Source organism: Knoellia pratensis (assembly GCF_042666395.1).
GTDB lineage: Bacteria > Actinomycetota > Actinomycetes > Actinomycetales > Dermatophilaceae > Knoellia > Knoellia pratensis.
In genome coordinates, this window is the sequence record NZ_JBHTDJ010000003.1 from 41,534 (window position 1) to 67,861 (window position 26,328).

Below are 26,328 nucleotides of genomic sequence, written 5' to 3' on the forward strand. Positions count from 1 at the left end.
GCACGGGGACCACTGGAAGACCACTGCTGCCTACATCGGTCGGCATCAGGCCGTCTGGACGAACGGCCTGACCTGAGTCCCGAGCGACCCGGAGCTAGGCCACTTCGTCGGCGCAGCCGCGGGGACTGTCGCAGGCGTGGGCCGCGCCGGTGTGGTCCAGGTGGGCCTCACCCCAGACTCGGACGGCCTCGACGAGGGGGAGGGCGGTCTGCCCATAGTCGGTCAGCCGATAGAAGACGGGCGCCGGCACCGGTCCGGTCTCGTCACGGTGGACGAGACCGTCGGCCTCGAGCTCGCGCAGCTGCTCGGCCAGCACCTTCGCCGAGATGGGGTGCACGCGACGGCGAAGGCCAGCGAAGTGGGTCTCACCGTGGGCGAGCCAGTAGAGGATCGTCAGCTTCCACTTGCCGCCGACCGCGGCGAAGGTGGCGGCCATCGGGCAGCCGGGCAGGGGGTTGGGGCGCGACGCCGAGGGGTTACCTGAAAGTGCCTTCTTGTCCATCGACCTACTCCATTCGGATAGTCGTGTCATGACAATTCACTCGAAGATGTCCATGCATGGCAAGCGAATCCTGGCCACGATCCTGTCTCTGTTCGCGGTGGTGGTGTTCGCGACCTACAGCGCGGCGCCGACCTCAGCGGTCGCAGGCAAGGCCGGATCGAGCACCCCCCAACACGCCTTCGACTGGGAGATCGGGTCGTGGCTCTCCAGCGTCCAGGTGCTCGCCGAGCCTCTGTCGCCGACCGAGGACCAGTGGTTGAAGTTCGATGGCACCAGCGTCGTGAAACCCCTCATGGACGGCAATGCAAACGTCGTGGAGCTGCGGCTCACGGGACCAGCCGGGACGGTCAAGGGGCTCAACTTCCGGCTCTTCGAACCGGGAGCCCAGCGCTGGAGCTCGACCTTTGCCAACCTGCGCGACGGGATGCTGACCCCGTCGGTATACGGCACCTTCGACGGCGGCGTCGGCACGTTCTATGGCGACGACACCTTGAATGGGCAGCCCATCAAGGTCCGGTTCATCGTCGAGCGCCAGGGTCCCAACCGTGCCGCGTTCACTCAGGCTTTCTCGAACGATGGCGGCGCCACCTGGGAGACCAACTGGATCGCGGTCGACCGCCGTATGTGACGGGTGGTGATCGGCAGTGCTGCAGGGCGCGCGAAATGGCGCGCGTCCTGCAGCACCATTTCGTACAGCCGCGACTACGAGTTCGTGGGCTCGGGCCAGCCGCCGAGGTGACCGAGCCATGCCAGGGTCAGCCACGGGGCCGTCACGGTGACGCGTTCTCCCGTGTCATCGGATCCGAGGACGAGTTCCCACTCGGCCGTGGCCGCCTTCGGGAAGCGTCCGCCCGACAGGCATCGCGCGTGGAAGGGTGCGAACGCCGACAACGGGACCACGACGTCCACGGTCTCGAAGCGGCGCGGCACCGCCACCGTGGCGCGGTCGGCATACACCGCCATGAAGGTCCCGTTGTCGTCCACGTAGCGCGGCATGAAGGAGGCCTTGCCGCGCACCAGGGGAGAATCCAGCTTCATCTCGATGGTCGGGTCGGTGGGCACCCGTGCGTTCACCGGTGACAAGGTCCAGCCACCCTGCGATCGAAGGGCGATCAACGCCGCGACGATCTCGATGGCCCTGGCGAGGAATCCGCGCAGACCGGTCCGCCGGTGGATCGTCCACGAGACCGTGCCAACAACCGTCGGTTCGTCTCGCGAACGCATCACGTCACGGCCGCTGCGAAGAGGTCGCGGAGGGTGGCGGCTTCCTCGGCGACGAGGTCCTGGTCGTCGTCGGGGACGAACTCGAGCAACAGGTCGCAGGGCGTCACCGCCCTGACGAGCAGGTCAGCCACCGCAGCCCACAGCTCTGTGCGCTCCGCCAAGCGCAACCGGTTCGCGGCCGGCCACCAGGAGAAGACGTGTATGCCGGCGAGCACCGGAACGAGTCGTCGCAGACCAGCGACGCTGGGCTCGGTCTCCTCGTCGAGGCGCGGCTGCCAATACGTGCGCAACCCGTCGTCGGCCACGCGCTCGAGCAGCTCAAGAGTGGTGTCGACGCTGTCAGTGAGGGTGTTTGGGTGGAACTCGAGGGCGAGCTCGATGTCGTGATCTCGCGCCACGACGCACGCCTCACGCAGGCCAGCGACGACGCCGTCCCACGTTGCTCGGTCCGCCTGCGCCGTCCCGATCTCGCCTGCCCACACCCGAATTCGTGGCGCACCGAGCGACGCGGCAGCCGTGATGAGCAACTCCAGGTCGGACATGGGCGAGACTCCCGCCCGCCAGTAGCTGCCGTAGGACGCCACGGTCAGCCCGGCGGCCTCGGTGAGTTCGCGCACCTCTGCCACTCGAGCCAGATCCGTGGGAGGGGCGTGCACGTCGGCGCCCCACTCGATGCGGCTCAGTCCGGCCGAGCGCGTGACGTCGATGACAGCCTCCGCGGGCAGGTGCCGCAGCGTGACGGAGCAGAGTCCGAGATGATCGGACCAGGTGTCGCGACGGTTCATGGCACCGAATGATGTCAGGTGGACCCACGAGTGGAGATCGACATGAGCAGGCGCCCAACAATCCTCGTCGCCATGTCGCGGGCGACCTGGACCGATCTCTACACCCCTGAGGTCGCCCACCGCCTCACCGCACTCGCGGACGTCGACCCCTCCGTCGTGGTGGAGGACTTCGACCGGGTGCCAGACCTGACCGACGTCGAGGTGCTGCTCACTGGCTGGGGCTGTCCGCCTGTCGACGCGTCAGTGCTCGACCGCGCCCCCAACCTCAAGGCGATCGTCCACACCGCCGGTTCCGTCAAGCACCACGTCACCCAGGCCTGTTGGGACCGCGGCATCGTCGTCTCCTCGGCCGTCGAGGAGAACGCCCTCCCCGTGGCCGAGTACACGCTGGCCGCGATCCTCTTCTCCCAGAAGCGGGTTATCGAGGTGAGTCACGCCTATCGGGCGATACGCGGACAAGTGGCGTGGGCGGCGGCATACCCGTCCATGGGCAACTACCGCAGGACTGTCGGGATCGTCGGTGCGTCGCGCATCGGGCGGCGAGTCATCGAACTCCTCAAGCCCTTCGACGTCGAGGTCGTGCTGGCCGACCCGACCATCGACGATGCCGAGGCGCAAAGTCTCGGTGCCACTCTCGTCGAGCTCGACCAGCTCATGACCGTGGCAGACACGGTGTCCTTGCACGCGCCGAGCATCCCGGAGACGGCAGGCATGATCGACCGCCAGCGGCTCAGCCTCATGCCCGACGGCGCGGTGTTCATCAACACCGCCCGCGGGGCCCTGGTGGACGAGGCTGCGCTCACCGACGAGCTCGTCTCCGGGCGGTTGCACGGCGTCCTGGACGTCACCGAGGACGACGTTCTCGCGTCCGACTCGCCACTGTGGGATCTCCCCAACGTCCTGCTCACGCCACACCTCGCCGGCTCCATGGGTGACGAACTCGCTCGCCTCGTCGATCACGCCCTCGACGAGCTCGAGCGCTGGAGTGCTGGCCAACGTTTCGCGGCACCGGTTGACCCGGACAGACTCGGTTCGTCCGCCTGATTCGTGCGCCTCGAGGACATGATGTCCTGACCTCCCACGCTGAACGACCGTGGCCGGCGCCTCCCATCAGGGGGCGCCGGCCACGGCCGCGTGGTTCAGCTGGGTCAGTCGGCGGCCTGGAGGGCCTTGACCTCGTCGCGCGCCGCGACCACGGCCTGGTGCTGGCGGGAGACGACCTCACGGAACCCGGCGCTGAGGTCCTGCTCGAGCGCCTTCTCGTACTCGGACACGGCGTGGTCCTCGCCGGTCGCGGCCGCGCCAAGGACACCGCCAGCGTCATCACCGGTCAGGGCGTCCTTGAGCGAGATCCATCCGCGGTGCAGGGCGGCTGCAGCGGTGCCACTCTCGTCGACGTCCTCGCCGTACTCATGACCGAGGGCGACGATCTCCTGGCGGAAGCCCGCGCGCTGCTCGGACAGGCGCTGCATCAGCGTCGCCCACTCGGGGCGATCGCCGTCACGCAGCTTGTCGGCTGCCGCAGTGAAGCCTTTCTCGCCGTCGCGCAGGGTTTCGACCAGTTCCTTGGCGGCCTTCTCGTCGTCCGACATGGGTGCTCCTTCGCATAGGGGTGCGGACCAAGGGGGGTCCGTCATCGACGTTACGCGGACACGAGGGCAAGCAGGGCCAAAGAGGGCATCTGACCTGCGAAAATGGCATGTGACGTGCGGCGCCCGTGGCGACCCGGCATACGGTTGGGGGCATGGACTATCGATACCTCGGCAACAGCGGACTCAAGATCTCCGAGATCACCTACGGCAACTGGCTCACGCACGGCTCCCAGGTCGAGAACGACATGGCGACGCAGTGCGTTCAGGCCGCACTGGAGGTGGGCATCAGCACCTTCGACACTGCTGACGTCTACGCCAACACCAAGGCCGAGACAGTTCTGGGCGAGGCGCTCAAGGGGGAGCGGCGCGAAAGCCTCGAGATCTTCACCAAGGTCTACTGGCCCACCGGCCCGGGCGGCAAGAACGACACGGGCTTGTCGCGCAAGCACATCATGGAGTCGATCAACGGCTCACTGACGCGCCTGCAGACCGACTACGTCGACCTCTACCAAGCGCACCGCTACGACACCGAGACCCCGCTCGAGGAGACGATGCAGGCCTTCGCCGACGTCGTGCGCCAGGGCAAGGCGCTCTACATCGGCGTCAGCGAGTGGACTGCCGACCAGATCCGCGATGGCGTGGCGCTCGCCAAGCAGCTGAACATCCAGCTCATCTCGAGCCAGCCGCAGTACTCCATGCTGTGGCGCGTCATCGAGGACGAGGTCGTCCCGACGTCCGCGGAACTCGGGGTCAGTCAGATCGTCTGGAGCCCGATCGCGCAGGGCGTGCTCACCGGCAAGTACGCGCCGGGACAGGCGCCCCCGGAGGGCTCGCGCGCCACCGACGAGAAGGGCGGCGCCGACATGATCAAGCGATTCATGAACGACGACGTCCTCACGCGGGTCCAGGGTCTCAAGCCGATCGCCGACGAGGCCGGGCTGACCATGGCCCAGCTCGCTGTCGCCTGGGTGCTCCAGAACGACAACGTTGCGGCTGCTCTCGTCGGGGCCTCGCGCCCGGAGCAGGTCCACGAGAACGTCAAGGCCGCGGGTGTGCGGCTGGAGCCGGAACTCATGGGCCGCATCGACGACGTCCTCGGTGACGTGGTCGAGCGTGACCCGGGCAAGACCGCCGAGACGGCGCCCCATCAGCGCGTCGTCTGAGATCGTCGGATGAGCCGACGCCGAACCTCGATCCGCCGGAAGATCGCGGTGGCGTCTTGGCGACCGTCGCGGGACGGCCGGATCTATGCGCGCATGGAGGTGGACGTCACCGCGGCCCTCGCCTATCTGGAGCGCGTGCGGTCCGAGACGGGGGAGCGGGTCACCATCACCCACCTCGTCGGGGCGGCGCTGGGGCGAGCGCTGCGGCAGGTCCCCGAGATCCGCGCCCGTGTCGTGCTGGGCCGCCTCGTCGATCTCGACACCTGTGACATCGGTTTCGCCGTCGACATCGACGAGGGGTCCGACCTGGCGCCGGTCAAGGTGCACGACGTGGACAGGTTGACTCCGTTGGAGGTGGCCCAGGCCCTCGGCGCGGGTGCCGGCCGGCTGCGTGCCCACGAGGACGCGGCCTACCGTCGTAGCTCCGGGATCGTGCGGCTGGCACCAAGCTGGGCGATCCGACCCGGCCTCGCGGTCGCGAGCCTCGTCGCGGGAGGGCTGGGGCGGGCGGTGCTGGGTCAGCCCGGCTTCCCCCTCGGCGCGGCATTCGTGTCCAACGTCGGCTCGCTCGGGCTCGAGGAGGCGTTCTTGGCTCCACTGCCCTTCGCGCGCACCCCGCTCTACCTCGCGATCGGAGGGGTCCGGGAGAGGGCGGTCGTGGTGGACGGCGAGGTCGTCGCGCGGCCGATCGTCGTGCTCGTGGCGACCGCGGACCACCGCATCGTCGACGGTGCGCACGCGGGGCAGATGGTCAGCATCGTGCGCGACCTTCTGCTGCATCCCGACCAGCTCGACACCGTCGGCGGAGCCGGCGCCTGAGGACCGCATCAGCGCGTTTGTGTGTTCGCTTCGGGTGGGTGTCACACTGGCGTGGCCGCGCAGGGTGACCCAGTCGTGCGCGGCCTGTTGACGCCCTGGGTCCGTTCGGATCAGGAGGTGGGGCATTGCTGAACTCAACGCTCCTCATGTCGTCGGCGCACTACTTCGGCAACGACCACAAGCTCAACCCCTATTACGAGGACGGCGCGACCGTGAACACGGCCAAGGCCGAGGTCGAGCACAACGGCATCAAGGACGCGTTGCACCGCGCGGGCGCCGAGATCGTCACTGTCAAGGCGCCCCCGACGAGCCAGGACGGCGTCTACACCGCGAACTGGGCGCTCGTGCGAGGTGGCCGCGCCCTCATGGCGACCCTGCCCCCGTCACGCCAGACCGAGGAGGCCTGGGCGCGCACCCAGCTCACCGAGCTCGGCTACCAGATCGATGACCTGCCGCAGCCGTGGCGCTTCAGCGGCCAGGGCGATGCTCTGGTCTGTGGAGACCTGGTGTTCTGCGGAGCCGGCTACCGCTCGGACGAAGAAGCCCTGGCGTATGCCGCCCAGCACTTCGGTCTCGAACGCATCCAGTTGCAGACGCTTCCGCAGCTCGACGACGCCGGCCAGCCCGTCATCAACGTGGTGAGCGGATGGCCCGACAGCTACTGGTACGACATCGACCTCACGCTTTCCGTTCTGCGCGAACCGGACTCGACCAGCAAGGGCCTCATCGCGTACTGCCCCGAAGCCTTCACGGCCGAGAGTCGCGAGCTGCTGGCCAACCTCGACATCGTCGACACGATCGAGATCTCCGAGGCCGAGGCACGGGCGTCCTTCGCCTGCAACCTCGTCTCCACCGGGACGACCGTCGTCATGAGCGACAGCGCGCCGCAGCTGCGGGCCGACGTCGAGAGCGCCGGTCTTTCGGTCATCACCCCGCACGTCGACGAGCTCGCCAAGGGTGGCGGCTACATCCGCTGCACCAGCCTCTGGATCTGACGTCCCGAACCCACCAATAGGACGCTTGGGGACACCCTGCCCGCGTCCCTAACCGTCCTATTGGGTGAGTTAGGGACGGGACTGCTGGGCGCGGGCGTGGCGCTCGTGAAGGCGGTCGCGGATCTCCTCCGGCGTGTAGGCCTGGCGCTGGCGCTCGTTGCGCGCGATGACCGCGCCGGTCGCGACCACTGACGCGACGCCGGCCAGCCCGAGAAGCTTCCACCAGTTCGACTGCATGACCGCAGCGTATGCCGGGTGCTCGCCACCCGGCATACGCTGCGGTCATGCCTTTTGCGCACGAGACCTCCGCCGGACTCTCGCTCGACGAGGCCGTCGAGCTGACCCGCACCGGCGACGTCTGGATCTTCCGGGGGCGGTCCGTTGCCGACCGGGCGATCCAGACGGCGACAAACGCGCCGGTCAACCATGTCGGCATGGCGGTCGTCCTCGAGGACCTGCCGCCACTGCTGTGGCACGCCGAGCTCGGGAAGTCGTTGCAGGACATGTGGACCGGCGACTTCCACCGTGGCGTCCAGCTGCACGACCTGCGCACCGCGGTGACGCGATGGCAGGAGACCTATGAGCAGCGGGCCTGGCTTCGGCAGCTCAGTCCCGAGGTGGGCGAGGAGCACGAGGATGCGGCTCTGCGATGCATCGCCCGGCTCGACGGTGTCTCCTTCCCGTCGACGGGACGGCTCGCGTGGCGCTGGCTCTCTGGTCGCGACGCCCACCTGTCCAAGCGGGACCTCGACCTCAAGGCGATGCGGCCGGAAGTGGCCTACTGCGCCGAGGTCGTCGCGCTCACCTACGAGGAGATGGGGCTGCTCACACCGGATGCGCCGATGAACTGGTACGACCCCGGCAAGTTCTGGAGCGGCGACGCGCTGCCTCTCGCCCATGGGTGGGAGCTCGGCACCGAGATTGCGGTCGGACAGGCGCACGGGGCCTCGGACGCGATGGGCTGACGACCGTCAGGCAACCCCAGCAGCGTCAGGCAACCTCGGACAGCAGCTTGGCCAGTCCGTCCCGGGCCGTGTAGCCCTCGGGAACGCCACCGACGATCGCGGCGATGGATTCGGACTGCTCGGTGCGCAGCGGCAGGATCTGCTGGTAGCCCGGCGAGGCATACCAGTCCCGCGCAGCCTGCATCGAGGGGAACGCGATGATGACGACGTTGCCGTCCCACTCGCCCTCGAGTCCCACGAGGGGTGAGGTGTGCGCGAGGAAGTGGCCGCCGAACGGCTCGAGGGTGGCGTCGATGCGCTCGAGGTACTCGACGATCTCGCTGCCGAAGCGGACCTCGCGGAGGTAGGCGATGGCGTAGGCGGGGACGGGGCTGGACGTGGTGCTCATGGTCGACTCCTTGGTGTTCGGTGTGTGGTGCGACCAGCCTTGACCCACTTGGTCATGGCGTCGATGACCTCTGAGGTCATGGTCCGCAGACGCCCTCCGAGTACGGTGTCGAGGTATGAGCGAGACAGCCGGGTACCGGGGTGAGACCGCCGGGCAACTGTTGCGCACGTGGCGACAGCGCCGTCGACTGTCCCAGCTCGACCTGGCCAACCGGGCTGACGTGTCGTCCCGGCACCTGAGCTACGTGGAGAACGGCCGGTCACGACCCAGCAGCACGATGATCCTGCGCCTGTGCGACCACCTGCAGGTCCCGCCGCGCGAGCAGAACGCGATCCTGCTTGCTGGGGGCCATGCGCCCACCCTGCCCGAGCACGCTCTGACAGACCCCTCGCTGGCGCAGGCCAACCTGGCGATCGAGCAGATCCTCACCGCGCACGACCGGTGGCCCGCGCTCGTTCTGGACCGAGGCTGGGAGCTCGTGGCGGCCAACGACGCCACCTACCGCTTCCTCGAGGGCGTCGACCCGGCCCTGCTCGAGCCGCCGGTCAACGTCATCCGCCTGTCGCTCGACCCGAGGGGGCTGGCGCCGCGCATCGTCAACCTCGACCAGTGGCGCGACCACCTGCTTGCCCGGGTCGCCCGTGAGTACGAGGTCTCGGCCGACCCTCGGCTGGGTGAACTGCTCGCGGAGTTCGGTCGGGCGCGGGACCCTTCCGGGACGGGCGTGGACCTCGTGATCCCGCTGCGACTGCGCGTCGGTGACGACATCTGGTCGTTCATCGCCACGACCACGGTGTTCGGGACACCCCACGAGGTGACCCTGTCCGAGCTGGCCATCGAGACGTTCTATCCGGCCGACGACGCCACCCGTGCGCTCGCGACGCCATGACGGACCCCATGACGGACACCATGACTGCTGACCCACGGCTTGCGACCTGCAGTCGGACGTTCGTCACAACTGGTTACCGGGTGACAAGTGTGCGGTACTCTCGGTATCAGGCACTAGCGGTATCGGATAGTTTCGAACGCTCCAGTGCGTGACCGACGACGTTTCCTCGAAGGGAAGCCCACCATGGCGATGACGCCACCCACCCTCGCCGACCGGGGTCAGCGCCTCGGTCTTCGTCTCATCTCCAAGGCCGGCGGTCTCCCCGTCATGGCCGACCCGAAGGTTCGTGGCCGCGTTGAGAAGCTCCTCAACCGCAGCGCCCACTCCGGGTTCAAGGCGCAGGTCGCTGTCGGCCGCGCCTTCAAGAAGTCCAAGGGCTCCGGCAACGCCACCCGCCCGACAACGACGAAGCGCGGCGGTCTCTTCGACCTCACGCCGACCGAAGACCAACAGATGCTCCAGCAGGCTGCGAGCGACCTCGCCGACGAGGTGATCCGGCCGGCCGGGTCCCGCGCCGACGCCGAGCGCGCCGTGCCCGACGAGGTCCGTGAGGCCATGCAGGAGATGGGCCTCGCGCTCGTCGGTGTGCCCGAGGAGCTCGGCGGCATCGCCGAAGAGCGTTCGGCCGTCGCCGGCGTCCTCGTCCTCGAGCAGCTCGCGCGCGGCGACATGGGCATCGCCGTCTCGCAGATGGCCACCGCCGCCGTCGCCACCGCCCTCGCCCTCTACGGCGACGCCGACCAGCAGGCGACCTACCTCCCGCACTTCACGGGCGATGAGCCGGTGGCCGCCGCAGCCCTGGCCCTCCAGGAGCCGCAGCCGCTCTTCGACCCCTTCGCCCTGACGACCACCGCTGTCGCACAGGGAGATTCGCTCGTCATCAACGGCACCAAGGCCATCGTGGCCAACGCCGACAAGGCCGAGATCTTCATCATCTCCGCGATGGTCGACGGCGAAGCCCGCCTGGTTGTCGTCGAGGCCGCGAGCGACGGCATCACGATCGAGGACGACCCGGCGATGGGCGTGCGCGCTGCCCACACCGGTCGCGCGATCTTCACCGATGTCACCGTCCCCAGCGCCAACCTGCTCGGCACCGCCGACGACCACCGTGACGCCGTGCGCCGTGCCCGCGTCGCCTGGGCTGCTGCTGCCTGTGGCACGGCCAGGGCCGTGCTCGACCAGGTCATCACCTACGCCCAGGAGCGCAAGGCGTTCGGCGAGCCCATCGGCCAGCGCCAGGCCGTCGCCTTCATGATCGCCGACATCGCCGTCGAGCTCGACGGTCTTCGCCTCGTCACCCTCAAGGCGGCCGCCCGCCTCGACGCCGACACCGACGCCGCCCAGGTCATCGGCGAGGCGCGTGCGCTCACCGCGACGTATGCCGCGCAGATCGGCTCGCACGCCGTGCAGCTGCTCGGCGGTCATGGCTTCGTCAAGGAGTTCGACAACGAGCGTTGGTACCGCGACCTCCGTGGAGCGGGTGTCCTCGAGGGCACCCTGCTCGTCTGACCGGCATACCAAGAACTCAGCAATCAAAGGACGAGCAGTGATCGATCTTGAGGTTCCCAAGAAGTTTCGCCCGCTCATCGAGCAGGCCCGCGGCATGGCCGAAGAGGTCTTCCGCCCCATCTCCCGCAAGTACGACCTGGCCGAGCACGCCTACCCGCAGGAGCTCGACCTCGTCTCCGCCCTGATCGACGGCATGGGCTCCTCGGGCGCCGGTCAGGGGGCTGGTGCGTCCCACACCACCCGCGCCAAGGACGACGACCAGGAAGGTGTCCTCGCGGCCGTCGGCTCGGGTCGCAACACCCGCGAGGACAAGACGGTCAAGAACGGCTCGAACCTCTCCTCGGTGCTCTCGATCCTCGAGACCTGCCGCGGCGACGTCGGACTCACCCTGTCCATCCCGCGCCAGGGACTCGGCAACGCCGCCATCGCTGCCGTCGCCAATGACGATCAGAAGGCGCGCTACGACGGCAAGTGGGCCGCCATGGCCATCACCGAACCCGACACGGGCTCGGACTCCGGCGCCATCCGCACCAGCGCGGTCAAGGACGGCGACGAGTACGTCCTCAACGGCGAGAAGATCTTCGTCACCTCCGGTGAGCGTGCCGAGCTCGTCGTCGTCTGGGCGACCCTCGACAGGAGCCTCGGCAAACAGGCCATCAAGTCGTTCGTCGTGCGCCGCGACAACCCGGGCCTCAAGCTCGTCCGGCTCGAGCACAAGCTCGGCATCCGCGCCTCCGACACGGCCGCGTTCCACCTCGACAACTGCCGCGTCCCCGCCGACGACCTCCTCGGTGACCCGGAGATCAAGATCGCGGGCGGCTTCGGCGGCGCCATGCAGACCTTCGACAACACCCGTCCCCTGGTCGCGGCCATGGCCCTGGGCCTGACCCGCGGATGCCTCGACACGACGACCGAGCTGCTCGCGAAGGCGGGCGTCACGGTCGACTGGGACACGCCGGCATACGCCCAGTCGTTCGCGGCAGCGAAGCTGCTTCAGATGGAGGCCGACTACGAGGCCGCGCACGCGCTCACGCTGCGCGCTGCGTGGATGGCCGACAACGGCAAGCCGAACTCGATGGAGGCCTCGATGGCCAAGGCCAAGGCGGGACGCACCTGCGTCAACGTCGCCCTGGCCTGTGTCGAGCTCGCCGGCGCAACCGGCTACAGCGAGCGCGAGCTTCTCGAGAAGTGGGCGCGCGACTCCAAGATCCTCGACATCTTCGAGGGCACGCAGCAGATCCAGCTGCTCGTCATCGCCCGTCGCCTGCTCGGAATGAGCTCGAGCCAGCTCAAGTAGTCAGCTCAACATTCCCGCCGGAGGTGAGAGGTTCGGACGCGAACTGACTCAATGGCCGCGGTTGCGCTGGCGCTGGACCCACGGCACACCGATCGCGAGCGCGGCCAGGGCGAGCACCACGGCCGCGGCGAGCACCCCGCACAACGCAGCGAACCCGACCTTGATGACGCCCTCCCACACGAGGTGGTCATAGGCAAGGTCGGGTTCGTTCTGCGTTCCCGTCCAGAAGCCGAGGACGAAGCCGAAGGCCGCGAGGACCATCAGCCCGAGTGAGAGCCCGGCACCCTTGGCGACCTGCGCGGCGTCGATGGGGCCGCTCGGCTCGTCGCACTCATCAACCCGATGGGCAAACGTCTCGAAGACGTCCGGCATCGGCTCAGAGCGGCGGCGCTTGGGCATGACGCGAAGCATAGGCCCCGCACCGGCTTCCCCTCTGGTGCTCGAAGCGTGTGGCGGGTAGAACTGAGCCCATCGCTGGTTCGCGCGACAGGCAGGTGCTCATCATCGACATCAACGGTCTACCCGCGCACGTACTCGTCGTCCATGGGGCGGTGGTTCTCACTCCACTTGCGGCCCTCACCGCGATCCTCTTTGCGGTGATGCCGAGGTGGCGCTACCTCACCCGGTGGCCGGCCGTCGTGCTGGCGGTCGTGGCGACCGGGGTCGTCTGGGTTGCTCGCCTCAGCGGACAGGACTTCTTCGAATCCCGCTTTGAGTCCCTCCCGACGGACAGCCCGGTGCGGGCCGCGATCCTCGAGCACGAGGACTACGGCGAGCTGCTGTCGCTCGTCGCGATCGGCTTCCTCGTGGTGGTCGCGCTCGGTGCCGTGCTGCTCGGGAGCACCTCCGGTCTCGCAAGCGGGAGAGGCGAGAAGGAGCGGGCGGCGCCCTGGATGGAGACGGCCCTGCCCGTGGTGATCGTGGTCGCGGGCGCGCTGACGCTCGTCTATGTCTTCCTCACCGGCGACGCGGGCGCGCGTGCCACGTGGGAGCAGCCGTCGAGCTGAGGAAAAGGGACTTGATCAGGCAAAAGGGTGTCGCTGGGCGAGTCGCACCCGTACGTTGGGATGAGGCGCGCACTCAGGCGCACCCCTCATGGAGGAGGAACACATGCGACGAACTCGCATGCTGGCCCTGACCGGGACCGCGGCACTGATCGCTGCCATCGCCGGCTCTGCCACCGCCACCGCTGTCCCCCAGGTCGCGGCCGCACCGGCCACGGCAGGGTCAGGCTCCGGAAGTTTTGTCGTCCTGGCCAAGGCCGGAACGGATGTCAAGGCCATCGCGGCCTCGCTGCGCAAGGCCGGAGGCACGGTCACGTCGGTCAACACCGCCATCGGCCTCGTCACCGTCAACGGCTCCACCGCTCTGCTCGCAAAGGCCCGTGCCCTCACCGGTGTCAAGGGTGCTGCCAGCAACCGCTCCATCGGCACCTCGCCGGTGCGCGCCAAGGGTCCGGACCCGATCGAGAAGGAGCACGTCTTCGACAAGACGCGCGCCAACGGCACCTACAAGTCAACGCCCACCCCGCCGGCGGGGCACGACCCGCTCGACGGCCACCTGTGGGGACTCAAGATGGTGCACGCCTTCGAGGCCCACGCCATCGAGAAGGGTGACAAGGTCCGTGTCGGCATCCTCGACACCGGCGTCGACGGCACCCACCTCGATCTCGCGCCGAACTTCGACTCGGCCCTGTCGCGCAACTTCACCACTGACCTGCCCGACATCGACGGTCCGTGCGACACCGCGGACTGCCACGACCCCAACAACGTCGACCAGAACGGTCACGGCACGCACGTCGCTGGCACGATCGGCGCGGCACTCAACGGGTTCGGCCTCTCCGGCATCGCCCCCGACGTCGACATCGTCAACATCCGCGGCGGCCAGGACAGCGGCTACTTCTTCCTCGGCCCCGTGACCAACGCGCTCACCTATGCCGGTGATGTCGGTCTCGACGTCGTCAACATGTCGTTCTACGTCGACCCGTGGCTCTACAACTGCGCCGGCGGTGCACCGGAGGACAGCCCCGAGGAGGCGGCCGAGCAGGACGTCATCATCGAGGCGATGAACCGGGCGCTCGACTACGCGGACTCCAAGAACGTCACGCTCGTCGCTGCTCTCGGCAACGACCACGACGACCTCAGCAACCCCCGGACCGACACATCGAGCCCGGACTACCCCGGTGGCACCGAGCACCCGCGGACGATCGACAACGCGACCTGCTGGGATCTCCCTGTGGAGGGCCCGCACGTCATTGGTGTGTCGGCGCTCGGCCCGTCGGGTGAGAAGTCGGACTACTCGAACTACGCCACCGACCTCACCTCCGGCGAGATCGAGGTGTCGGCACCGGGCGGCTGGTACCGCGACGGCCTTGGAACGGACACGTTCAGGACCAATGGCAACCTCATCCTGTCGTCCGTGTCGCTCGCCTCGCTCCGGGAGTCCGGTGAGGTGGACAAGAACGGCAACATCACCAAGCCGGGCCGCGACGCCGGTGTCATCAAGCAGTGCACCGGCCGTCGTCAGCCCGACCAGAAGGCCATGTGCGCCTACTACGCCTGGTTCCAGGGCACGTCGATGGCGTCACCACACGCCGCCGGTGTCGCAGCTCTCGCGGTCGGCGCGCACGGCACGGGTGCCTCGGCAGCGACGTTCACCCTGGACCCGGCCGTCACCAGGTCGCTCCTGATGGACACGGCCACCGACCACGCCTGCCCTGCGGGTGGCGTCCGGTCCTACATCCCCGAGGGTCGCGACGCGTCCTTCACGGCGAGGTGCGTCGGCACGACGGACTTCAACTCCTTCTACGGCGACGGCATCGTCAACGCCCTGGGAGTGGTCCAGTAGCACCGTTTGTCACCTGACAAACGCATCAGGTATGCCGTCCGCTCACGTGAGCGGGCGGCATACCTGCGTTTGGGGTTTGGAAGGGTCGGTCGCCTGTAGGTTGCGCCGGTGACTTCTGGATTCACCGACGAGCGCGTGCGCGCCTGGGTGGCGGCGACTCCCCGGCCCTGGCTGCGCTGGGTGCTGGTCGGCGTGTGGGTGGGCGCGGTCGTCGTGTCGGTGGCCAGCGACACGGAACCGTGCTCGACCGCCGACCTCAGGGTGTGCGGCCCCGACCTGACGTTCTCGGTCGCGATCGTCCTGTGCTTCGCGTCGGTGGTCCTGTTGTGGTGGCGCCCCTTCGTGGCCGTGGCGTGCGCGGTCCTCTTCGCGATCGCGGACCTGGAGTGGGACACCGTCCGTCCGGCGAACGTCGCCTGGACCGTCGTCGCTCTGGTCTTCGTTGCGTATGCCGTGCACCTCCGCTCACGGTTCGCTCGCCAGCGCGAGATCGCTCGGGCCGCGAGTGTCGCACTGCCGCCGTGGCCGGTCGGTCAACAGCGCCCACTGCACCTCGATGGGGCGCACCGCCTCATGGCCGCTGGCGGGGTGGCGCTGGTGCTCGTGGCGAGTGGGGCGGTCTACGGCTACCAGCGGGCGGTCGCGATCGATGACGTTCACGCGTTGCGTGCTCAGGTTGTCGAGGGGGTCGTGCTGTCCGACGAGGACGAGGACGGCAACCAGAAGGTGCGGCTGGAGGGTCGGCCCGAAGGGTTCCCGGCCGAGCTGGAGGTCCTGTTCATCGAGGTACCGCGGGTCAATGACACTGTCGCGCTGCGGGTCGACCCGCGCGACCCGTCGTGGACGCACCCGATCGCCGAGCCACCAGACCAGACGTGGTGGGTCTCGGTTGGGGTGGGCGCATTGCTCCTCGCGGTGCTGCTTGCCGAGCGGCTGCTGGCGGTGCGGGTGCGCCGGCGCACTCTGGAGGGGCAGCATCATCGGCTCGGAGTGCCGGTGCGGGTCTTCACCGATGGACTCGACTTCGTCGGGCTCCTGGCGAGCGACTCGTCGCGAGGGCTCGGCGAGTTCCCCGTCGACGAGGAGGTTCTGCGCCTGGCCACGCCGGAAGCCCGCCGGGTCGCTGCGCCTGCGGAGGCGTTCCTCGTGGGGGATGTCCGCCACGGCGGGTGGGTCGCGTTGGCGACACCGGCCGGGCTGCGGCTTCCCCTCGGTCCGCTGGTGGCTCTTCCCGAGGATGCCGAGGTCGATCTGGACACTTTCGACCGTGACCCCGAGGATCCGCACGACTGGTCCGAACCCGTTCCCATGGGGACGATCCCGGTGCCGCTCCCGGTCGTCGTCGAGGCTCCGCTGTGGCTCAGGGCGGCGGGTCTGGCCGCGGCGATCGCTGCCGTCTCGGTGGGGATGTGGCTCCTGTGGGATGAGGAAGTGGGGGTGTCCGGGGCCGGCGTCGTGTTCGGTGCAGGGACGGCGCTGCACTGGGGTCTGGAACAACTCACGTACCGGGTCCGGGTGGCCAGCAGCGGCTTTGCCATGCGATCGGTCTTCAGCGCGATGGAGAGCCCGATGGGTGCCGTACGCGAGGTGCGTGTCGATGAGGACGTGGCTCTGGTGATTTTCGATGACGAGAGCGTCCTGGAGGTCGTTCCTCCTGATGGGGACGGTCGCGGGCTGGCGGCGTCGATCGAGCGCGCCGTCGAGTCGGCACCGCGCGTGGCGGACGGGAGACCGCCGCGAAGTGGTCTGCCGTGGACGGTGTTCGTGTTCGGCGCAGGCATGCTGACTCTCGCCGCCACCTGGCTTTCCCACTGGCTCGCGTGAAGCCCGGCTTCGTCCAGGACGACCGCCAGGGACTGGCCATGGTTGCGCGGGCCGTCGGGGTCGTCATGGGTCTCAGCGGTGTGTGGCTCGGACTCACCCAGGTAGGCCCGGCCTGGTCCGCGTCTCGTGGGCATGGGATCGGCGGCAGCTTCGTCGTCACCGAGGAGAGTTGTGGCAAGACCTGCGACTACTACGGGACCTTCACCAGTGACGACGGGCGCTACACGTTCCACGACGTGCGGATCGTGGGTGGTGGGGAGGAGATCGGCGAGAGGTTCCCTGTCTTCTACGAAGGTGATGGACAGCTGCCCGACGAGGTCTACGCCCCCGGGTGGAGCGCACTGGTCGAGAGCGCCTTCTTCCTGGTCATGGGCGGTGGCTTTGCGGTGGGATGTGTGGGCGCGATGGCCGAGCCCTACCTCCTACGTCGTCCCGGCGGTGGACGTCACGAGCGACTCTCCGGTCAGCCCTGAGTCCGATCGGCACGCCCTCAGAGTCGGCGCATGGTGTCATCGAACGCGCGGATGAGTTTCCCAGCGCTCGCCTGTCGGTGGCGAGTTGTAGCGTCGAAGTCACGGTTTGACGACCGGTCTCCTTGTGGTGCCTAGCGCGCGAATTCGCCTGTGGGAGTGGCGAATTCAGCCCAGAGCGTAGCCGAAAATACTTGACAGTCGAACGTGAGTTCTAGGAGAATGAGGGCAAGAACGAAGCACCCGCAACCGACGTCGCGCAACTGCGCGCAGCGTTGGAGGGTGCCCGGGACGCGTTGGCTTCCGATGGTGGCGGGGTGGGTCCGTTGGGGGACGTGTTGGCCCGGTTGAGCGGACCGGAGTTGGCCGAGTTCATGCGCCTGGCTGATGACGTCAAGGCCCGTGCGGGGGCCGCTCAGGTGCGCGTCACCGCGGAAGCAGCGCACCGGGGTGAGTTCACGTCCGCGCGTCGCGGGGTGGGGTCGGTGCACTCCTGGGTGCGTGAGCACGCCCCGTCGTTGCAGCAGGACGGTGCCGGTCACCTGGCGCAGCTGGCGCAGGATGTGGCGTGTTCGGTGCCGGGTGGGTTGTGGTCGACCGCTGGTCCCGGGGCAGGGGCGTACGCGGATCCGGAGGGGCCCGAGGGCATCGTGTGGGGGCGGGTGCTCACCGGGGAGGTCGGTCCCGGGTTGGCGTTGACGGCGCTCAAGGAGATGGCCAAGCTCGCCGACCAGTTGCGCCCGGAGGCCGTGCCCACGGTGGCGGGCGCGATCCTGGATCACGGCGTCCAGTGGGGGTCTGCGGACGCCCGCAGGTTGCGCCCGCACCTGATCGCGATGTTCGGTGCGGAGGGTGAGTTCGACGACGAGCAGAGGAAGCTGCGCAAGGCCGCGTACCTGACTTCGCCGCGGGTCAATGACGCGGACATCACGGAGTACCGGTTGGGGTTGACGCCGCAGCAGGCTGCGACCCTGGAAGCGGTGATCGGGCCGTTGTCGAAGCCGGCCCCGAACGACGTCACCGGGGAGAAGGATCTTCGCCCGGCCGAGCAGCGCCGTGCGGAAGCCTTGGCTGCGGTGTGTGGTCGCGTCGCCGGGGAGGACGCCGCAGCGAAGAGTGCACCGGGTGGGGCGTCGACGACGTTGCACGTGAACATCGACTTCGACGACCTGCTCGCCCACTTCCCCGAGGCTGACACCGACGCCGACAGTGACGCGGAGGCTGACGCCCCCGCCGCCGCTGAGACTCGAGTCGACGCTGACTCCGCCGGCTCAGGTGAAGGGTGTGGTCGGGTGATGGTGTCGCGGGCTCAGGCCACGATGCTGTCCCCGGCGATCGTGCGACAGCTCGCGTGTGACGCCGACATCATCCCGGTCGTTCTGGGCTCCGACGGCGAAATCCTTGATGTGGGTCGTGGGGTCCGGTTGTTCACCCGGGGGCAACGCCGCGCGTTGTGGCACCGGGACAGCACCTGCACCTACCCGGGCTGTGACATGCCCGCCGGGTGGGTCCAAGCCCACCACCTCATCCACTGGGTCGACGGTGGCCCCTCGGACCTGGCCAACGCGGCCCTGCTGTGCCAACGCCACCACACCCAGGTCCATGACCAGCGCCTCATCGCGACAGTTCACCCACCTGACGAGACCGGGTCCTGCGTGACGTGGGACCTGACGCCGGGCTCGTACGACCGTGAGCTGCCCGCACTTCTGAAGAAGATCCAGCGCGAGCAGGCGACGCAGCCTGCCACGACGCAGCAGCGGGCGGCCGAACGCGCCCGCCTCGACACCGGCCCACCCGACCCCTGGGTCAACGAACCACCCGACGACGTCGTCGCCGAATGGGTTGACCAATGAATCATCGAGGCCGAAGCCGACGAGGACGAATCTGCACGGCGCGAGGCAGAGATCGACGACGCCCTCGCCACCATGCTCGACGAAGAACGGACGCACACCACCTGAGCCAGCGCCGATCCCTGTCGGAGCCTCGATTTAGAGTCTGCGCATGGCGTCAGTCGAGCGACCGCTGGTCCCGGTCGAGTGGATCGAGCGGATCTCCGAGATCCTCAGCGCCTTCCCAGAGGTCCGCGAGCATGACGCGTGGATCGGGATGGCCTGGAAGGTGCGCGCCGCCACCATCGCGCACATCTTCGGCGGCGAGGACCAACTGTTCCGCATCACCTTTCGGGCGGAACCCGACGAGGTCGTCGCGTTCGAGCACATGGGTACGCCCTACTTCAAGGCGAACTGGGGCGGCAACGTCGTCGGGCTGCTGGTCGACGAGGACACCGACTGGGAGGAGCTGGCCGAGTTGCTCACCGACTCCTACTGCATCCAGGCGCCAACCACCCTCGCCGAGCAGGTTCCGCGCCCCAGCTGACGATCGTTCGGACCGAACCGTTCGAGTGACCTACATTCGGGGCGTGAACGCCACGCCGCTCTTCCAGATGAGCTGGACCCGCAACCAGCGACTGCTGGGTGTCGGGTTCGCTGCCGTCGGGCTCGCCATCGCAGCGGGCAGGATCGGTCGAGGGCTGGTTGCTCTTCGGTGGGGCGCGGCCTTCGGAGTGGTCGGGGCGGTGGCCCTGATGGCACTGACCTTCGTCTTTGCCCTGTTCCTCGGTGCTGTTGTGGACCTCACGTCCGGGATCACGGGCCAGGATCTCGGAGAGCTGGACCGCGGGGCCCTGGCGCGCGCTGCAGCCTTTGGCCCTCTGACCTGCATCGCAGTCTCGAGCGGATTGGCGTGAGTGATCGCTCGGTCACCGCGCACGACCATCCCGGCCTGGTGCATCGGGCTGCTGTCAGGCATCGTCGGCGTGCTCGCAGGCTACGCAGTTCTGCAGCTCACCGTCTTCTGATCTCTTCCCGTCCCGGACACCTGGCTGAGGGACCGGTCCCGCTCAACTCGCGAGTGCCCAGCCGAGCCAGGCGGCGCCGAGGCCGATTGCGAGGTGGAGCCCGAGCGTGGACACGGCGTGAGGCGTGCGCCGTTCGATGATCGCGTCCCACACCTCAAGTGCGAGCGTCGACATCGTCGTGAGGGCGCCGCAGAAGCCTGTCCCGATCACGGCCAGCGCGTTGCCCTCGACACCGGCACCGGCGAGCAGCCCGAGCACGAGCGAGCCGACGACGTTGACGATCAGAGTCCCGGCGTGGGTCGTGGCCCCGCGATCCCGGAGGAGCTGCGTCACGGCATACCGAAGAGGCGCTCCGACCGCTGCACCAAGGGCGACGAGCACCCACGCAGTCATGACTGCCGCCAAAGCGTCTGTGCCACAACGGTTCCCACGCCCACCGCGCCAACACACCCCACAAGCGTGACGACCACGTATGCCGCGGCGAGACCTCCGTGCCCCCCTTCGGTCAGCACCACCGTGTCGACCGCGAACGCCGAATACGTGCTGAACCCACCGAGGAAGCCCGACATGAGCAACGGCCGAACCCAATCAGACGCGTGTCGCCAGTACGCCCAACCGGCCAACACCCCGATGGCCAACGACGCAATCACGTTGACGGAGAACGTCGCCCACGGCCAACCGGCGCCCGGGTGCGGAACGGCAGTGCCCACGGCATACCGGCTGATCGCGCCGAGGGCACCGCCCACGGCGACCAGCGCGAGGTCACGCGACCGAAGCGTCATCGATCAGCGGCGGATGGTCTCGAGGTACTCCGCGATGCGGCCGATCGCTTCCGTCAACACCTCGGCGTCCGGCAACGTGACGAGCCGGAAGTGGTCGGGTTCGAACCAGTTGAAGCCCGTCCCGTGGGTCACGAGGATCTTCTTGGCTCGCAGAAGGTCGATGACGAACTGCTGGTCGTCCGTGATCGGGTAGACCTCCGGGTCGAGCCTGGGGAAGCAGTAGAGCGCGCCCTGGGGTTCCACGCACGAGACGCCCGGGATCTCGTTGAGCAGACGGTTCGCCAGCTTGATCTGCTCGAAGAAGCGCCCGCCCGGGACGATGAGCTCGTTGATCGACTGGTAGCCGCCGAGCGCCGTCTGGATCGCGTGCTGCGCAGGCACATTCGCACACATGCGCATGTTGGCGAGCAGTGTGAGGCCCTCGAGGAAGTCCTCGGCCATGTGCTTGGGCCCCGACACCATGACCCACCCGGCGCGGTAGCCGCAGACGCGGTAGGCCTTCGACAGCCCGCTGAAGGTGAGGCAGAGGACGTCGTCCTCGGCATAGGTCGCGACGTGGTGGTGGACCGGCGTGACGGCCTCGTCGGCGTAGAGGATCTTTTCGTAGATCTCGTCGGCCATGAGGACGAGGTTGTGACGTCGGGCGATGTCGACGAGGCCCTTGACGATGTCCTCGCTGTAGACCGCGCCCGTTGGGTTGTTGGGGTTGATGACGACGAGGGCGTGGGTGTTGGGCGTGATCTTGGATTCGATGTCGTCGAGGTCGGGGTTCCACCCGTTCTCCTCGTCGCAGCGGTAGTGCACGGGCGTCCCACCGGACAGGGAGACCGCTCCGGTCCACAGGGGGTAGTCCGGCGCCGGGATGAGGATCTCGTTGCCGTCGTCGACGAACGCCTGCAGCACCATCGAGATCAGCTCGGAGACGCCGTTGCCGATGTAGACGTCGTCGACGACCGTGTCGGTGAGGCCGCGCGCCTGGTAGTACTGCGCGACAGCGGTGCGGGCCGAGTAGATGCCGCGCGAGTCCGAATAGCCCTGCGCATCAGGCAGGTTGTGGATCATGTCGGCGACGATCGCCTCGGGAGCCTCGAAGCCGAACGGTGCCGTGTTGCCGATGTTGAGCTTGAGGATCTTGTGGCCCTCGGCCTCGAGCCGCTGGGCCTCGACGAGGATCGGCCCCCTCACGTCGTAGCGGACGTGCTGCAGCTTCTTGCTCTGGACGATCGGGCGCATGCAGGCATGCTTGCAGACGGCGTATGCCGCCCGCTCACCTGTTTCGTCGTGGCGTGCGTTGTGTTGTGGTGTCGAGGCAGTCGAAGACGTCGGTGAGGCGGGCTGCCCCGCGATCGGCAGGCGGCCAGGCGATGGTGTGCCATTCGCGGGTCACGACCCGCTGCCACCTGTCGACATCGATGGGTGGGTCGAAGATGACGTGGTGCTGGCTGCGGTGCTCGAGGAGCCCGGCGACGGTGCGGTGCGCCACCGATCCGGTGTCGACCTCGATGTCGATGGTCTCGTCCGGCACGCCGCGCATGTGATACATCGCCGTGGGGTCGAAGACCGGGAGGCCAAGGGTGGCCCGTTGGGCGTTCCACCGCTCGAAGACCGATTGGGGGATCACCCCGTGGACCAGACGACAGAATCCCGGTCCACCGTCGGCGACCCCACGGGCGAAGGCCGCGTCGGTGGCGGCGCCCACGGCGACGTGATCGGGATGCCCGAAGATCCCGTCCGGTCCGAAGGTGCACACCACCGTCGGGCGCTCCTCCTGGAGGACGGCCCAGATGGCGTCGACGAGCTCAGCGAAAGGAACGCCGTCCACGCCGCCGTCGGGATGGCCCAGCCATTCGTGGCGGTCGGGCGGGCGCCCCACGGCCCGCCACCCCGCTTCGTCCTCGGCACGCCGGATGGCACCGAGGGTCTCGGGCGTCGCGTCGAAGCCGGGGCGGATGTCGCCGCCCTCACCGTCGGTCGCGTGGATCAGGACGAACCGGAAGTCGGGGTCGTCGGCGTGCAGCGCGACGGTGCCGGCGATGCCGTAGGCGTCATCGTCAGGGTGGGCGAACACGGCCGCGAACGTGACCATGACTCGATCTTCTCCCCGCGGTGGCGAGATGTCAGCCGGTCGGCCTGCGCGAGCGATCTTCCGAGGTTGGGGCCGTCGGGTCGAGCGGCTACTCGTGGAATCCGGGTCGAGGTTGCGGTTTCTCGCCCACGAGGAGGTGGACCACCTGCTCGGCGGTGACCCTTGCCGCACCGTGCGTGACGACGTCGGTCGTGCCCGCGGGGGCTGTCCAACCGGGCCATCCGGTGTCGATGACGACCGCGTCCGGGCGGGCCGCGAGCAGAGTTGCCAGCGCCGGGGCCATCCAGCCGTGCCGGTGTGGGTCGCGGACCGAGACCCACAGGGTGTGGCCGTCTGCGGTCGGCAGGGCGTCGACGAGTTCGCGCTCGCTGATCACCACGGTCGTCCTCGTCCCGGGCCAGCGCCCCGCCACGGCAGTCGCGATGCCGGTCAGCGTTTCGTCACCGACGGCGATGTTGCTCGGAGCGCCGAGTTCGATGACGGTGGGTGGCTCGTCCATCTCGATCGTGCGACGCGGGCCGTGCACGACGATCGCTCGGCGTGCGGCCTCGACCCCGGCTGCGTTGTGACTGGCGCCTGAGGATGCGGCGGCGACCTCCCCTGCTGCTGCCTGGCGGAGTCGGGCTCGCTCGTCGGCGGCGAGCGTCACGTGCTGCGCTGCCTGCGCAAGGCGCGACTCGTCGAGGTGGCCGTCATGCACTGCGGCGACGAGCGCATCCGCGACCTCGAGGACCGTCTCCTCGCCGGCGAGTCCGCCGCCGATGCAGAGCGAGTCGACGCCCGCGGCAACGGCCCGCACGCAGCCATCGGCCAAGCTCATGGAACCGGTGATGCCGCCCATCTCCATCCCGTCGGACAGGACCATGCCCTGGAATCCGAGCTGCGTGCGCAGTAGGTCCACGAGGATTCGGTGAGACAGGGTGGCGGGACCGTCGTCCAGTCCGCGCACGACGATGTGGGCGCTCATGATCGAGGCGGTTCCGGCCGCGATGGCGGCCCGGAACGGTTCCAGGGCAACGAGTTCGAGGCCCTCGACGGTGACCTCGGGCAGGTCGAGGTGACTGTCGGTGGCGGTGTCCCCGTGCCCCGGGAAGTGCTTCGCGCACGCGAGGACTCCGGCCGACTGCAGCCCCCGAACCCACGCGGCGGTGTGCCGCGCGACGAGCGCCGGGTCGGCGCCGAAGCTGCGCACTCCGATGACGGGGTTGGCGGGGTTGTTGTTGACGTCGGCCACGGGCGCGTAGTTGAGGTCGACGCCCACGCTGTTGAGCATCATGCCGATCTCTCGCGCGACCGACTCGGTGAGTGCGACGTCGTCGACGACACCGAGTGCCAGGTTGCCCGGCCAGGAGGAGCCGGTCGAGTGCTCCAGCCGGGTGACGTCCCCGGCCTCCTCGTCGATGGTGATCAGCGCGCGGGGATGGGCGGCGTGCACTGCGGCGCTGAGGTCGGCCACCTGCGAAAGGGTGTCGATGTTGCGCGCGAACAGGGCCAGGCCCCCCAGCCCCAGATCCAACTCCCGCAGCACCCAGTCCGGAGGGGTGAGGCCGACGAAGCCCGGCTGCAGCACGGCAAGAGCCAGGGCGCGCAGGTCGGGGGAGCGGTGGGAAGAGCGGGCTGAGTTCGCGGTGCCGGTCACCGGCGCAAAATTATCAGTTGGCGGCGCTCTCGTGGTGTCGAAGAGCGTGGCTCGAGTGGTCCGCGCTGTGGACGTCCTTGCGCTGGACGAGCGGCATACCGCTAGGGGTATGCCGTCCGCTCATCTTCGCGTCCCTCGCACCTCGGTGAGCACGGTCGTGACCACCGTGGTCACCGACGGCGTTCGAGGCGTTGACGAGAATCCGAAGCGGCAGGGCGGGTCGATGTCCGCCAACGAGCCCAACCCCTGCCCGTCGAACGTGCCACTGGCCGACGTGATCCGGCGCAGGTCGGTCGCACCATAGAACTCGCGGCGCCCTCCACGAGCCACGCCGACGGTGCGCACGCCCGGGAGCACCACCCGGGCGACAGGGTCAACGACCCGGGCCCACGTCGAGCTCGCGCCGAGCGCACGGGGAACGGTGCGCAACAGCCAGCCGAGCGGCATACGCGCTCCGGTGGTGAAGTCGAGTGAGAGCGTGGCCGATCGCAGCGACCACGACAGGTCGGCAGCGTTGCAGGACAACGGTTCCACGCGGATCTCGTCGAACGAGTAGGTCGCCGTGACATAGGACGCGACCTCGTCGCTCGGGGCCAACAGCACGCGGTGCCCCGAGGCTGTCTCGACCATGGCGTCCGTGAACGGCCCGAGGGGTGTGTCGTGCCAATGGCCCACAACGACGCGCACCCCAGACGTGGAGCCGACGCCGGCGATGTGTCCTTCGAAGCGATCGCGGCGCGAGGACACGGGTGGGATCAGCTGTCCGGGGTCGCGCGAACGAGCATGACCGGGCAACTCACCGTCTCGAGCACCTGCTGGCTCACCGAGCCGAGCAACATGCCCGCGAAACCACCCCGTCCGCGCGTGCCCATGACGATCAGGCCAGCATCGATCGATCGCTCCGTGAGGACCTTGGCGGGAGAGTTGCGCAGCACTTCGACAGTGCAACGGACGGCGGGGTGGCTGGCACGAAGCGGCTCGATGACCTTGTCGGCGATCGCGCGGTACTTCGCCTCGGTGGCGTTCCAGGCGTCCGTTCCCGGCGTCGTGACGACGAGGCCGTCGACGACCTCGACGTTCCAGGTCGTGATGGCGGTGAGCGGTGCTTGGCGGAGCTCGGCGATCCAGAAAGCGCGGTCGGCCGCAGCCGCACTGTGGGTCGATCCGTCGATGGCGACGACCACCGGTCCGTCGGCGTCGGCGCGCGATCCTTGCGGAACGATCACGACGGGGCACTTCGCGTGCATCGCGGCAGCGAGCGAGGGCCGTCCGAGTCCGAGGCGCTTCAGGGCACCGACTCGCGCCGCGCCGACGACGACGAGCCGCGCGTTCTCGGAGGCGTCGATGAGCGCCCGCTCCGGCCGGACGAACGGCTGACTCCCGCTGACCGCCACGTCGGGCCACCGCTCGCGCGCGCTGGCCACGGTCTCGCCAAGCAGTCCGGAGTTGCCGAGGTCGCCGTCGGGGCCCAGCGAGATGGCGTTGCCCGCGACCGGGTCGATCGCAGCCATCTCGGCGCTCAGGTCGTGGGCATGGAGGATGTGCAGCGGGCTGCCCGAACGCTGGGCCGAGTTCCCCGCCCAGGTCAGGGTCTCGGCGTCCCGGTCGCTGTTCCCGATGCCGACCACAACCGCGCCGTCGGGGATGGCCTCACCTTCACGTTCGTCCATGTCCGCGACCATACCCATGGGTCAC

Annotated in this window: 30 protein-coding genes; 16 read left to right on the forward strand and 14 right to left on the reverse strand. The window is 68.6% G+C overall.

Annotated elements, in window-relative coordinates:
• Positions 1-94: 94 nt before the first annotated feature.
• Positions 95-502, reverse strand: coding sequence for a winged helix-turn-helix transcriptional regulator (locus ACFQRE_RS09965; protein WP_380121760.1), 408 nt, complete (start codon positions 500-502; stop codon positions 95-97).
• Between the two features lie 28 nt (positions 503-530).
• On the opposite strand from ACFQRE_RS09965, the gene ACFQRE_RS09970 reads away from it, so the two are divergent.
• A complete protein-coding gene (locus ACFQRE_RS09970) occupies positions 531-1,130 on the forward strand; it encodes a hypothetical protein (protein ID WP_380121762.1) in 600 nt (199 codons plus the stop codon).
• Between the two features lie 74 nt (positions 1,131-1,204).
• Here the strand turns inward: ACFQRE_RS09970 and ACFQRE_RS09975 are convergent, their stop codons facing one another.
• Together ACFQRE_RS09975 and ACFQRE_RS09980 are read right to left on the reverse strand one after the other, a co-directional pair.
• On the reverse strand, positions 1,205-1,729 hold the full coding sequence (locus ACFQRE_RS09975; RefSeq protein WP_380121764.1) for a hypothetical protein: 525 nt from the start codon (positions 1,727-1,729) through the stop codon (positions 1,205-1,207).
• On the reverse strand, positions 1,726-2,511 hold the full coding sequence (locus ACFQRE_RS09980) for a sugar phosphate isomerase/epimerase family protein (protein WP_380121766.1): 786 nt from the start codon (positions 2,509-2,511) through the stop codon (positions 1,726-1,728). Before ACFQRE_RS09980 ends, ACFQRE_RS09975 begins: the two co-directional genes overlap by 4 nt.
• A 42-nt stretch (positions 2,512-2,553) precedes the next feature.
• Here ACFQRE_RS09980 and ACFQRE_RS09985 point away from each other — a divergent pair, with 42 nt between their 5' ends.
• Complete coding sequence (locus ACFQRE_RS09985) at positions 2,554-3,555, forward strand: hydroxyacid dehydrogenase (RefSeq protein ID WP_380121768.1); 1,002 nt, start codon at positions 2,554-2,556, stop codon at positions 3,553-3,555.
• Between the two features lie 104 nt (positions 3,556-3,659).
• On the opposite strand, the gene ACFQRE_RS09990 is transcribed toward ACFQRE_RS09985, so the two are convergent.
• Positions 3,660-4,103 carry a ferritin-like domain-containing protein gene (locus ACFQRE_RS09990; protein ID WP_380121770.1) on the reverse strand — a complete coding sequence of 148 codons (444 nt, stop codon included), beginning with the start codon at positions 4,101-4,103 and terminating at the stop codon, positions 3,660-3,662.
• Positions 4,104-4,255: 152 nt separating this feature from the next.
• On the opposite strand from ACFQRE_RS09990, the gene ACFQRE_RS09995 reads away from it, so the two are divergent.
• The 3 genes from ACFQRE_RS09995 to ACFQRE_RS10005 all read left to right on the forward strand — a co-directional run bounded on the left by ACFQRE_RS09995 (position 4,256) and on the right by ACFQRE_RS10005 (position 7,080).
• Complete coding sequence (locus ACFQRE_RS09995; RefSeq protein WP_380121772.1) at positions 4,256-5,266, forward strand: aldo/keto reductase family protein; 1,011 nt, start codon at positions 4,256-4,258, stop codon at positions 5,264-5,266.
• A gap of 9 nt (positions 5,267-5,275) precedes the next feature.
• Positions 5,276-6,085: a 2-oxo acid dehydrogenase subunit E2 gene (locus ACFQRE_RS10000; RefSeq protein WP_380121774.1), complete on the forward strand. Its 810-nt coding sequence runs from the start codon at positions 5,276-5,278 to the stop codon at positions 6,083-6,085.
• 125 nt (positions 6,086-6,210) lie between these two features.
• Positions 6,211-7,080, forward strand: coding sequence for a dimethylarginine dimethylaminohydrolase family protein (locus ACFQRE_RS10005; RefSeq protein ID WP_380121776.1), 870 nt, complete (start codon positions 6,211-6,213; stop codon positions 7,078-7,080).
• A gap of 69 nt (positions 7,081-7,149) precedes the next feature.
• Here the strand turns inward: ACFQRE_RS10005 and ACFQRE_RS10010 are convergent, their stop codons facing one another.
• Entirely contained in the window at positions 7,150-7,317 is a 168-nt protein-coding gene (locus tag ACFQRE_RS10010; protein ID WP_380121778.1) for a hypothetical protein, read from the reverse strand.
• A 47-nt stretch (positions 7,318-7,364) separates the two neighbouring features.
• On the opposite strand from ACFQRE_RS10010, the gene ACFQRE_RS10015 reads away from it, so the two are divergent.
• Complete coding sequence (locus ACFQRE_RS10015) at positions 7,365-8,045, forward strand: hypothetical protein (RefSeq protein WP_380121780.1); 681 nt, start codon at positions 7,365-7,367, stop codon at positions 8,043-8,045.
• 25 nt (positions 8,046-8,070) lie between these two features.
• On the opposite strand, the gene ACFQRE_RS10020 is transcribed toward ACFQRE_RS10015, so the two are convergent.
• Complete coding sequence (locus ACFQRE_RS10020; protein ID WP_380121783.1) at positions 8,071-8,433, reverse strand: DUF1330 domain-containing protein; 363 nt, start codon at positions 8,431-8,433, stop codon at positions 8,071-8,073.
• 115 nt (positions 8,434-8,548) lie between these two features.
• Between ACFQRE_RS10020 and ACFQRE_RS10025 the strand changes: the two genes are divergently transcribed.
• From ACFQRE_RS10025 to ACFQRE_RS10035, 3 genes are all read left to right on the forward strand, one after another.
• Positions 8,549-9,322, forward strand: coding sequence for a helix-turn-helix domain-containing protein (locus ACFQRE_RS10025; RefSeq protein WP_380121785.1), 774 nt, complete (start codon positions 8,549-8,551; stop codon positions 9,320-9,322).
• A 183-nt stretch (positions 9,323-9,505) separates the two neighbouring features.
• Entirely contained in the window at positions 9,506-10,831 is a 1,326-nt protein-coding gene (locus ACFQRE_RS10030) for an acyl-CoA dehydrogenase family protein (protein ID WP_380121787.1), read from the forward strand.
• A gap of 37 nt (positions 10,832-10,868) precedes the next feature.
• The gene (locus tag ACFQRE_RS10035) at positions 10,869-12,128 is read left to right on the forward strand and encodes an acyl-CoA dehydrogenase family protein (RefSeq protein ID WP_380121790.1); all 1,260 of its coding nucleotides are present in this window, start codon (positions 10,869-10,871) and stop codon (positions 12,126-12,128) included.
• Between the two features lie 48 nt (positions 12,129-12,176).
• Here the strand turns inward: ACFQRE_RS10035 and ACFQRE_RS10040 are convergent, their stop codons facing one another.
• Entirely contained in the window at positions 12,177-12,527 is a 351-nt protein-coding gene (locus ACFQRE_RS10040; RefSeq protein WP_380121792.1) for a hypothetical protein, read from the reverse strand.
• A 95-nt stretch (positions 12,528-12,622) separates the two neighbouring features.
• Between ACFQRE_RS10040 and ACFQRE_RS10045 the strand changes: the two genes are divergently transcribed.
• From ACFQRE_RS10045 to ACFQRE_RS10075, 7 genes are all read left to right on the forward strand, one after another.
• Entirely contained in the window at positions 12,623-13,135 is a 513-nt protein-coding gene (locus ACFQRE_RS10045; RefSeq protein WP_380121794.1) for a hypothetical protein, read from the forward strand.
• Between the two features lie 103 nt (positions 13,136-13,238).
• Positions 13,239-14,975 (forward strand): S8 family serine peptidase, encoded by a 1,737-nt coding sequence (locus ACFQRE_RS10050; protein ID WP_380121796.1) that lies wholly within the window; start codon positions 13,239-13,241, stop codon positions 14,973-14,975.
• Between the two features lie 108 nt (positions 14,976-15,083).
• Positions 15,084-16,799: a hypothetical protein gene (locus ACFQRE_RS10055; protein WP_380121798.1), complete on the forward strand. Its 1,716-nt coding sequence runs from the start codon at positions 15,084-15,086 to the stop codon at positions 16,797-16,799.
• Positions 16,796-17,272: a hypothetical protein gene (locus tag ACFQRE_RS10060; protein WP_380121800.1), complete on the forward strand. Its 477-nt coding sequence runs from the start codon at positions 16,796-16,798 to the stop codon at positions 17,270-17,272. The genes ACFQRE_RS10055 and ACFQRE_RS10060 overlap by 4 nt, the downstream gene beginning before the upstream one ends.
• 314 nt (positions 17,273-17,586) lie before the next feature.
• Positions 17,587-19,122: an HNH endonuclease signature motif containing protein gene (locus ACFQRE_RS10065; RefSeq protein ID WP_380121802.1), complete on the forward strand. Its 1,536-nt coding sequence runs from the start codon at positions 17,587-17,589 to the stop codon at positions 19,120-19,122.
• Between the two features lie 148 nt (positions 19,123-19,270).
• A complete protein-coding gene (locus ACFQRE_RS10070) occupies positions 19,271-19,645 on the forward strand; it encodes an MmcQ/YjbR family DNA-binding protein (RefSeq protein ID WP_380121804.1) in 375 nt (124 codons plus the stop codon).
• A 43-nt stretch (positions 19,646-19,688) separates the two neighbouring features.
• Positions 19,689-20,015 (forward strand): hypothetical protein, encoded by a 327-nt coding sequence (locus tag ACFQRE_RS10075; RefSeq protein ID WP_380121806.1) that lies wholly within the window; start codon positions 19,689-19,691, stop codon positions 20,013-20,015.
• A 153-nt stretch (positions 20,016-20,168) separates the two neighbouring features.
• Here ACFQRE_RS10075 and ACFQRE_RS10080 read toward each other — a convergent pair whose 3' ends face one another.
• The 7 genes from ACFQRE_RS10080 to ACFQRE_RS10110 all read right to left on the reverse strand — a co-directional run bounded on the left by ACFQRE_RS10080 (position 20,169) and on the right by ACFQRE_RS10110 (position 26,303).
• The gene (locus ACFQRE_RS10080) at positions 20,169-20,519 is read right to left on the reverse strand and encodes a fluoride efflux transporter FluC (RefSeq protein ID WP_380121808.1); all 351 of its coding nucleotides are present in this window, start codon (positions 20,517-20,519) and stop codon (positions 20,169-20,171) included.
• The gene (locus ACFQRE_RS10085; RefSeq protein ID WP_380121810.1) at positions 20,516-20,908 is read right to left on the reverse strand and encodes a FluC/FEX family fluoride channel; all 393 of its coding nucleotides are present in this window, start codon (positions 20,906-20,908) and stop codon (positions 20,516-20,518) included. The genes ACFQRE_RS10080 and ACFQRE_RS10085 overlap by 4 nt, the downstream gene beginning before the upstream one ends.
• A 3-nt stretch (positions 20,909-20,911) precedes the next feature.
• Positions 20,912-22,141: a pyridoxal phosphate-dependent aminotransferase gene (locus tag ACFQRE_RS10090; RefSeq protein ID WP_380121812.1), complete on the reverse strand. Its 1,230-nt coding sequence runs from the start codon at positions 22,139-22,141 to the stop codon at positions 20,912-20,914.
• Positions 22,142-22,175: 34 nt separating this feature from the next.
• A complete protein-coding gene (locus ACFQRE_RS10095) occupies positions 22,176-22,994 on the reverse strand; it encodes a PIG-L deacetylase family protein (RefSeq protein WP_380121814.1) in 819 nt (272 codons plus the stop codon).
• An 88-nt stretch (positions 22,995-23,082) separates the two neighbouring features.
• Positions 23,083-24,633: a glycoside hydrolase family 3 protein gene (locus ACFQRE_RS10100; protein WP_380121816.1), complete on the reverse strand. Its 1,551-nt coding sequence runs from the start codon at positions 24,631-24,633 to the stop codon at positions 23,083-23,085.
• Between the two features lie 120 nt (positions 24,634-24,753).
• Entirely contained in the window at positions 24,754-25,380 is a 627-nt protein-coding gene (locus tag ACFQRE_RS10105) for a hypothetical protein (protein ID WP_380121818.1), read from the reverse strand.
• Between the two features lie 8 nt (positions 25,381-25,388).
• Positions 25,389-26,303, reverse strand: coding sequence for a universal stress protein (locus ACFQRE_RS10110; RefSeq protein WP_380121820.1), 915 nt, complete (start codon positions 26,301-26,303; stop codon positions 25,389-25,391).
• Positions 26,304-26,328 lie beyond the last annotated feature (25 nt).

Coding starts and splice junctions, on each gene's coding strand:
- ACFQRE_RS09965 (WP_380121760.1), bottom strand. CDS start 502: ATGGACAAGAAGGCACTTTCAGGTAACCCCTCGGCGTCGCGCCCCAAC.
- ACFQRE_RS09970 (WP_380121762.1), top strand. CDS start 531: ATGACAATTCACTCGAAGATGTCCATGCATGGCAAGCGAATCCTGGCC.
- ACFQRE_RS09980 (WP_380121766.1), bottom strand. CDS start 2,511: ATGAACCGTCGCGACACCTGGTCCGATCATCTCGGACTCTGCTCCGTC.
- ACFQRE_RS09985 (WP_380121768.1), top strand. CDS start 2,554: ATGAGCAGGCGCCCAACAATCCTCGTCGCCATGTCGCGGGCGACCTGG.
- ACFQRE_RS09990 (WP_380121770.1), bottom strand. CDS start 4,103: ATGTCGGACGACGAGAAGGCCGCCAAGGAACTGGTCGAAACCCTGCGC.
- ACFQRE_RS09995 (WP_380121772.1), top strand. CDS start 4,256: ATGGACTATCGATACCTCGGCAACAGCGGACTCAAGATCTCCGAGATC.
- ACFQRE_RS10000 (WP_380121774.1), top strand. CDS start 5,276: ATGAGCCGACGCCGAACCTCGATCCGCCGGAAGATCGCGGTGGCGTCT.
- ACFQRE_RS10010 (WP_380121778.1), bottom strand. CDS start 7,317: ATGCAGTCGAACTGGTGGAAGCTTCTCGGGCTGGCCGGCGTCGCGTCA.
- ACFQRE_RS10015 (WP_380121780.1), top strand. CDS start 7,365: ATGCCTTTTGCGCACGAGACCTCCGCCGGACTCTCGCTCGACGAGGCC.
- ACFQRE_RS10020 (WP_380121783.1), bottom strand. CDS start 8,433: ATGAGCACCACGTCCAGCCCCGTCCCCGCCTACGCCATCGCCTACCTC.
- ACFQRE_RS10025 (WP_380121785.1), top strand. CDS start 8,549: ATGAGCGAGACAGCCGGGTACCGGGGTGAGACCGCCGGGCAACTGTTG.
- ACFQRE_RS10030 (WP_380121787.1), top strand. CDS start 9,506: ATGGCGATGACGCCACCCACCCTCGCCGACCGGGGTCAGCGCCTCGGT.
- ACFQRE_RS10040 (WP_380121792.1), bottom strand. CDS start 12,527: ATGCCCAAGCGCCGCCGCTCTGAGCCGATGCCGGACGTCTTCGAGACG.
- ACFQRE_RS10050 (WP_380121796.1), top strand. CDS start 13,239: ATGCGACGAACTCGCATGCTGGCCCTGACCGGGACCGCGGCACTGATC.
- ACFQRE_RS10070 (WP_380121804.1), top strand. CDS start 19,271: ATGGCGTCAGTCGAGCGACCGCTGGTCCCGGTCGAGTGGATCGAGCGG.
- ACFQRE_RS10080 (WP_380121808.1), bottom strand. CDS start 20,519: ATGACTGCGTGGGTGCTCGTCGCCCTTGGTGCAGCGGTCGGAGCGCCT.
- ACFQRE_RS10085 (WP_380121810.1), bottom strand. CDS start 20,908: ATGACGCTTCGGTCGCGTGACCTCGCGCTGGTCGCCGTGGGCGGTGCC.
- ACFQRE_RS10090 (WP_380121812.1), bottom strand. CDS start 22,141: ATGCGCCCGATCGTCCAGAGCAAGAAGCTGCAGCACGTCCGCTACGAC.
- ACFQRE_RS10095 (WP_380121814.1), bottom strand. CDS start 22,994: ATGGTCACGTTCGCGGCCGTGTTCGCCCACCCTGACGATGACGCCTAC.
- ACFQRE_RS10110 (WP_380121820.1), bottom strand. CDS start 26,303: ATGGACGAACGTGAAGGTGAGGCCATCCCCGACGGCGCGGTTGTGGTC.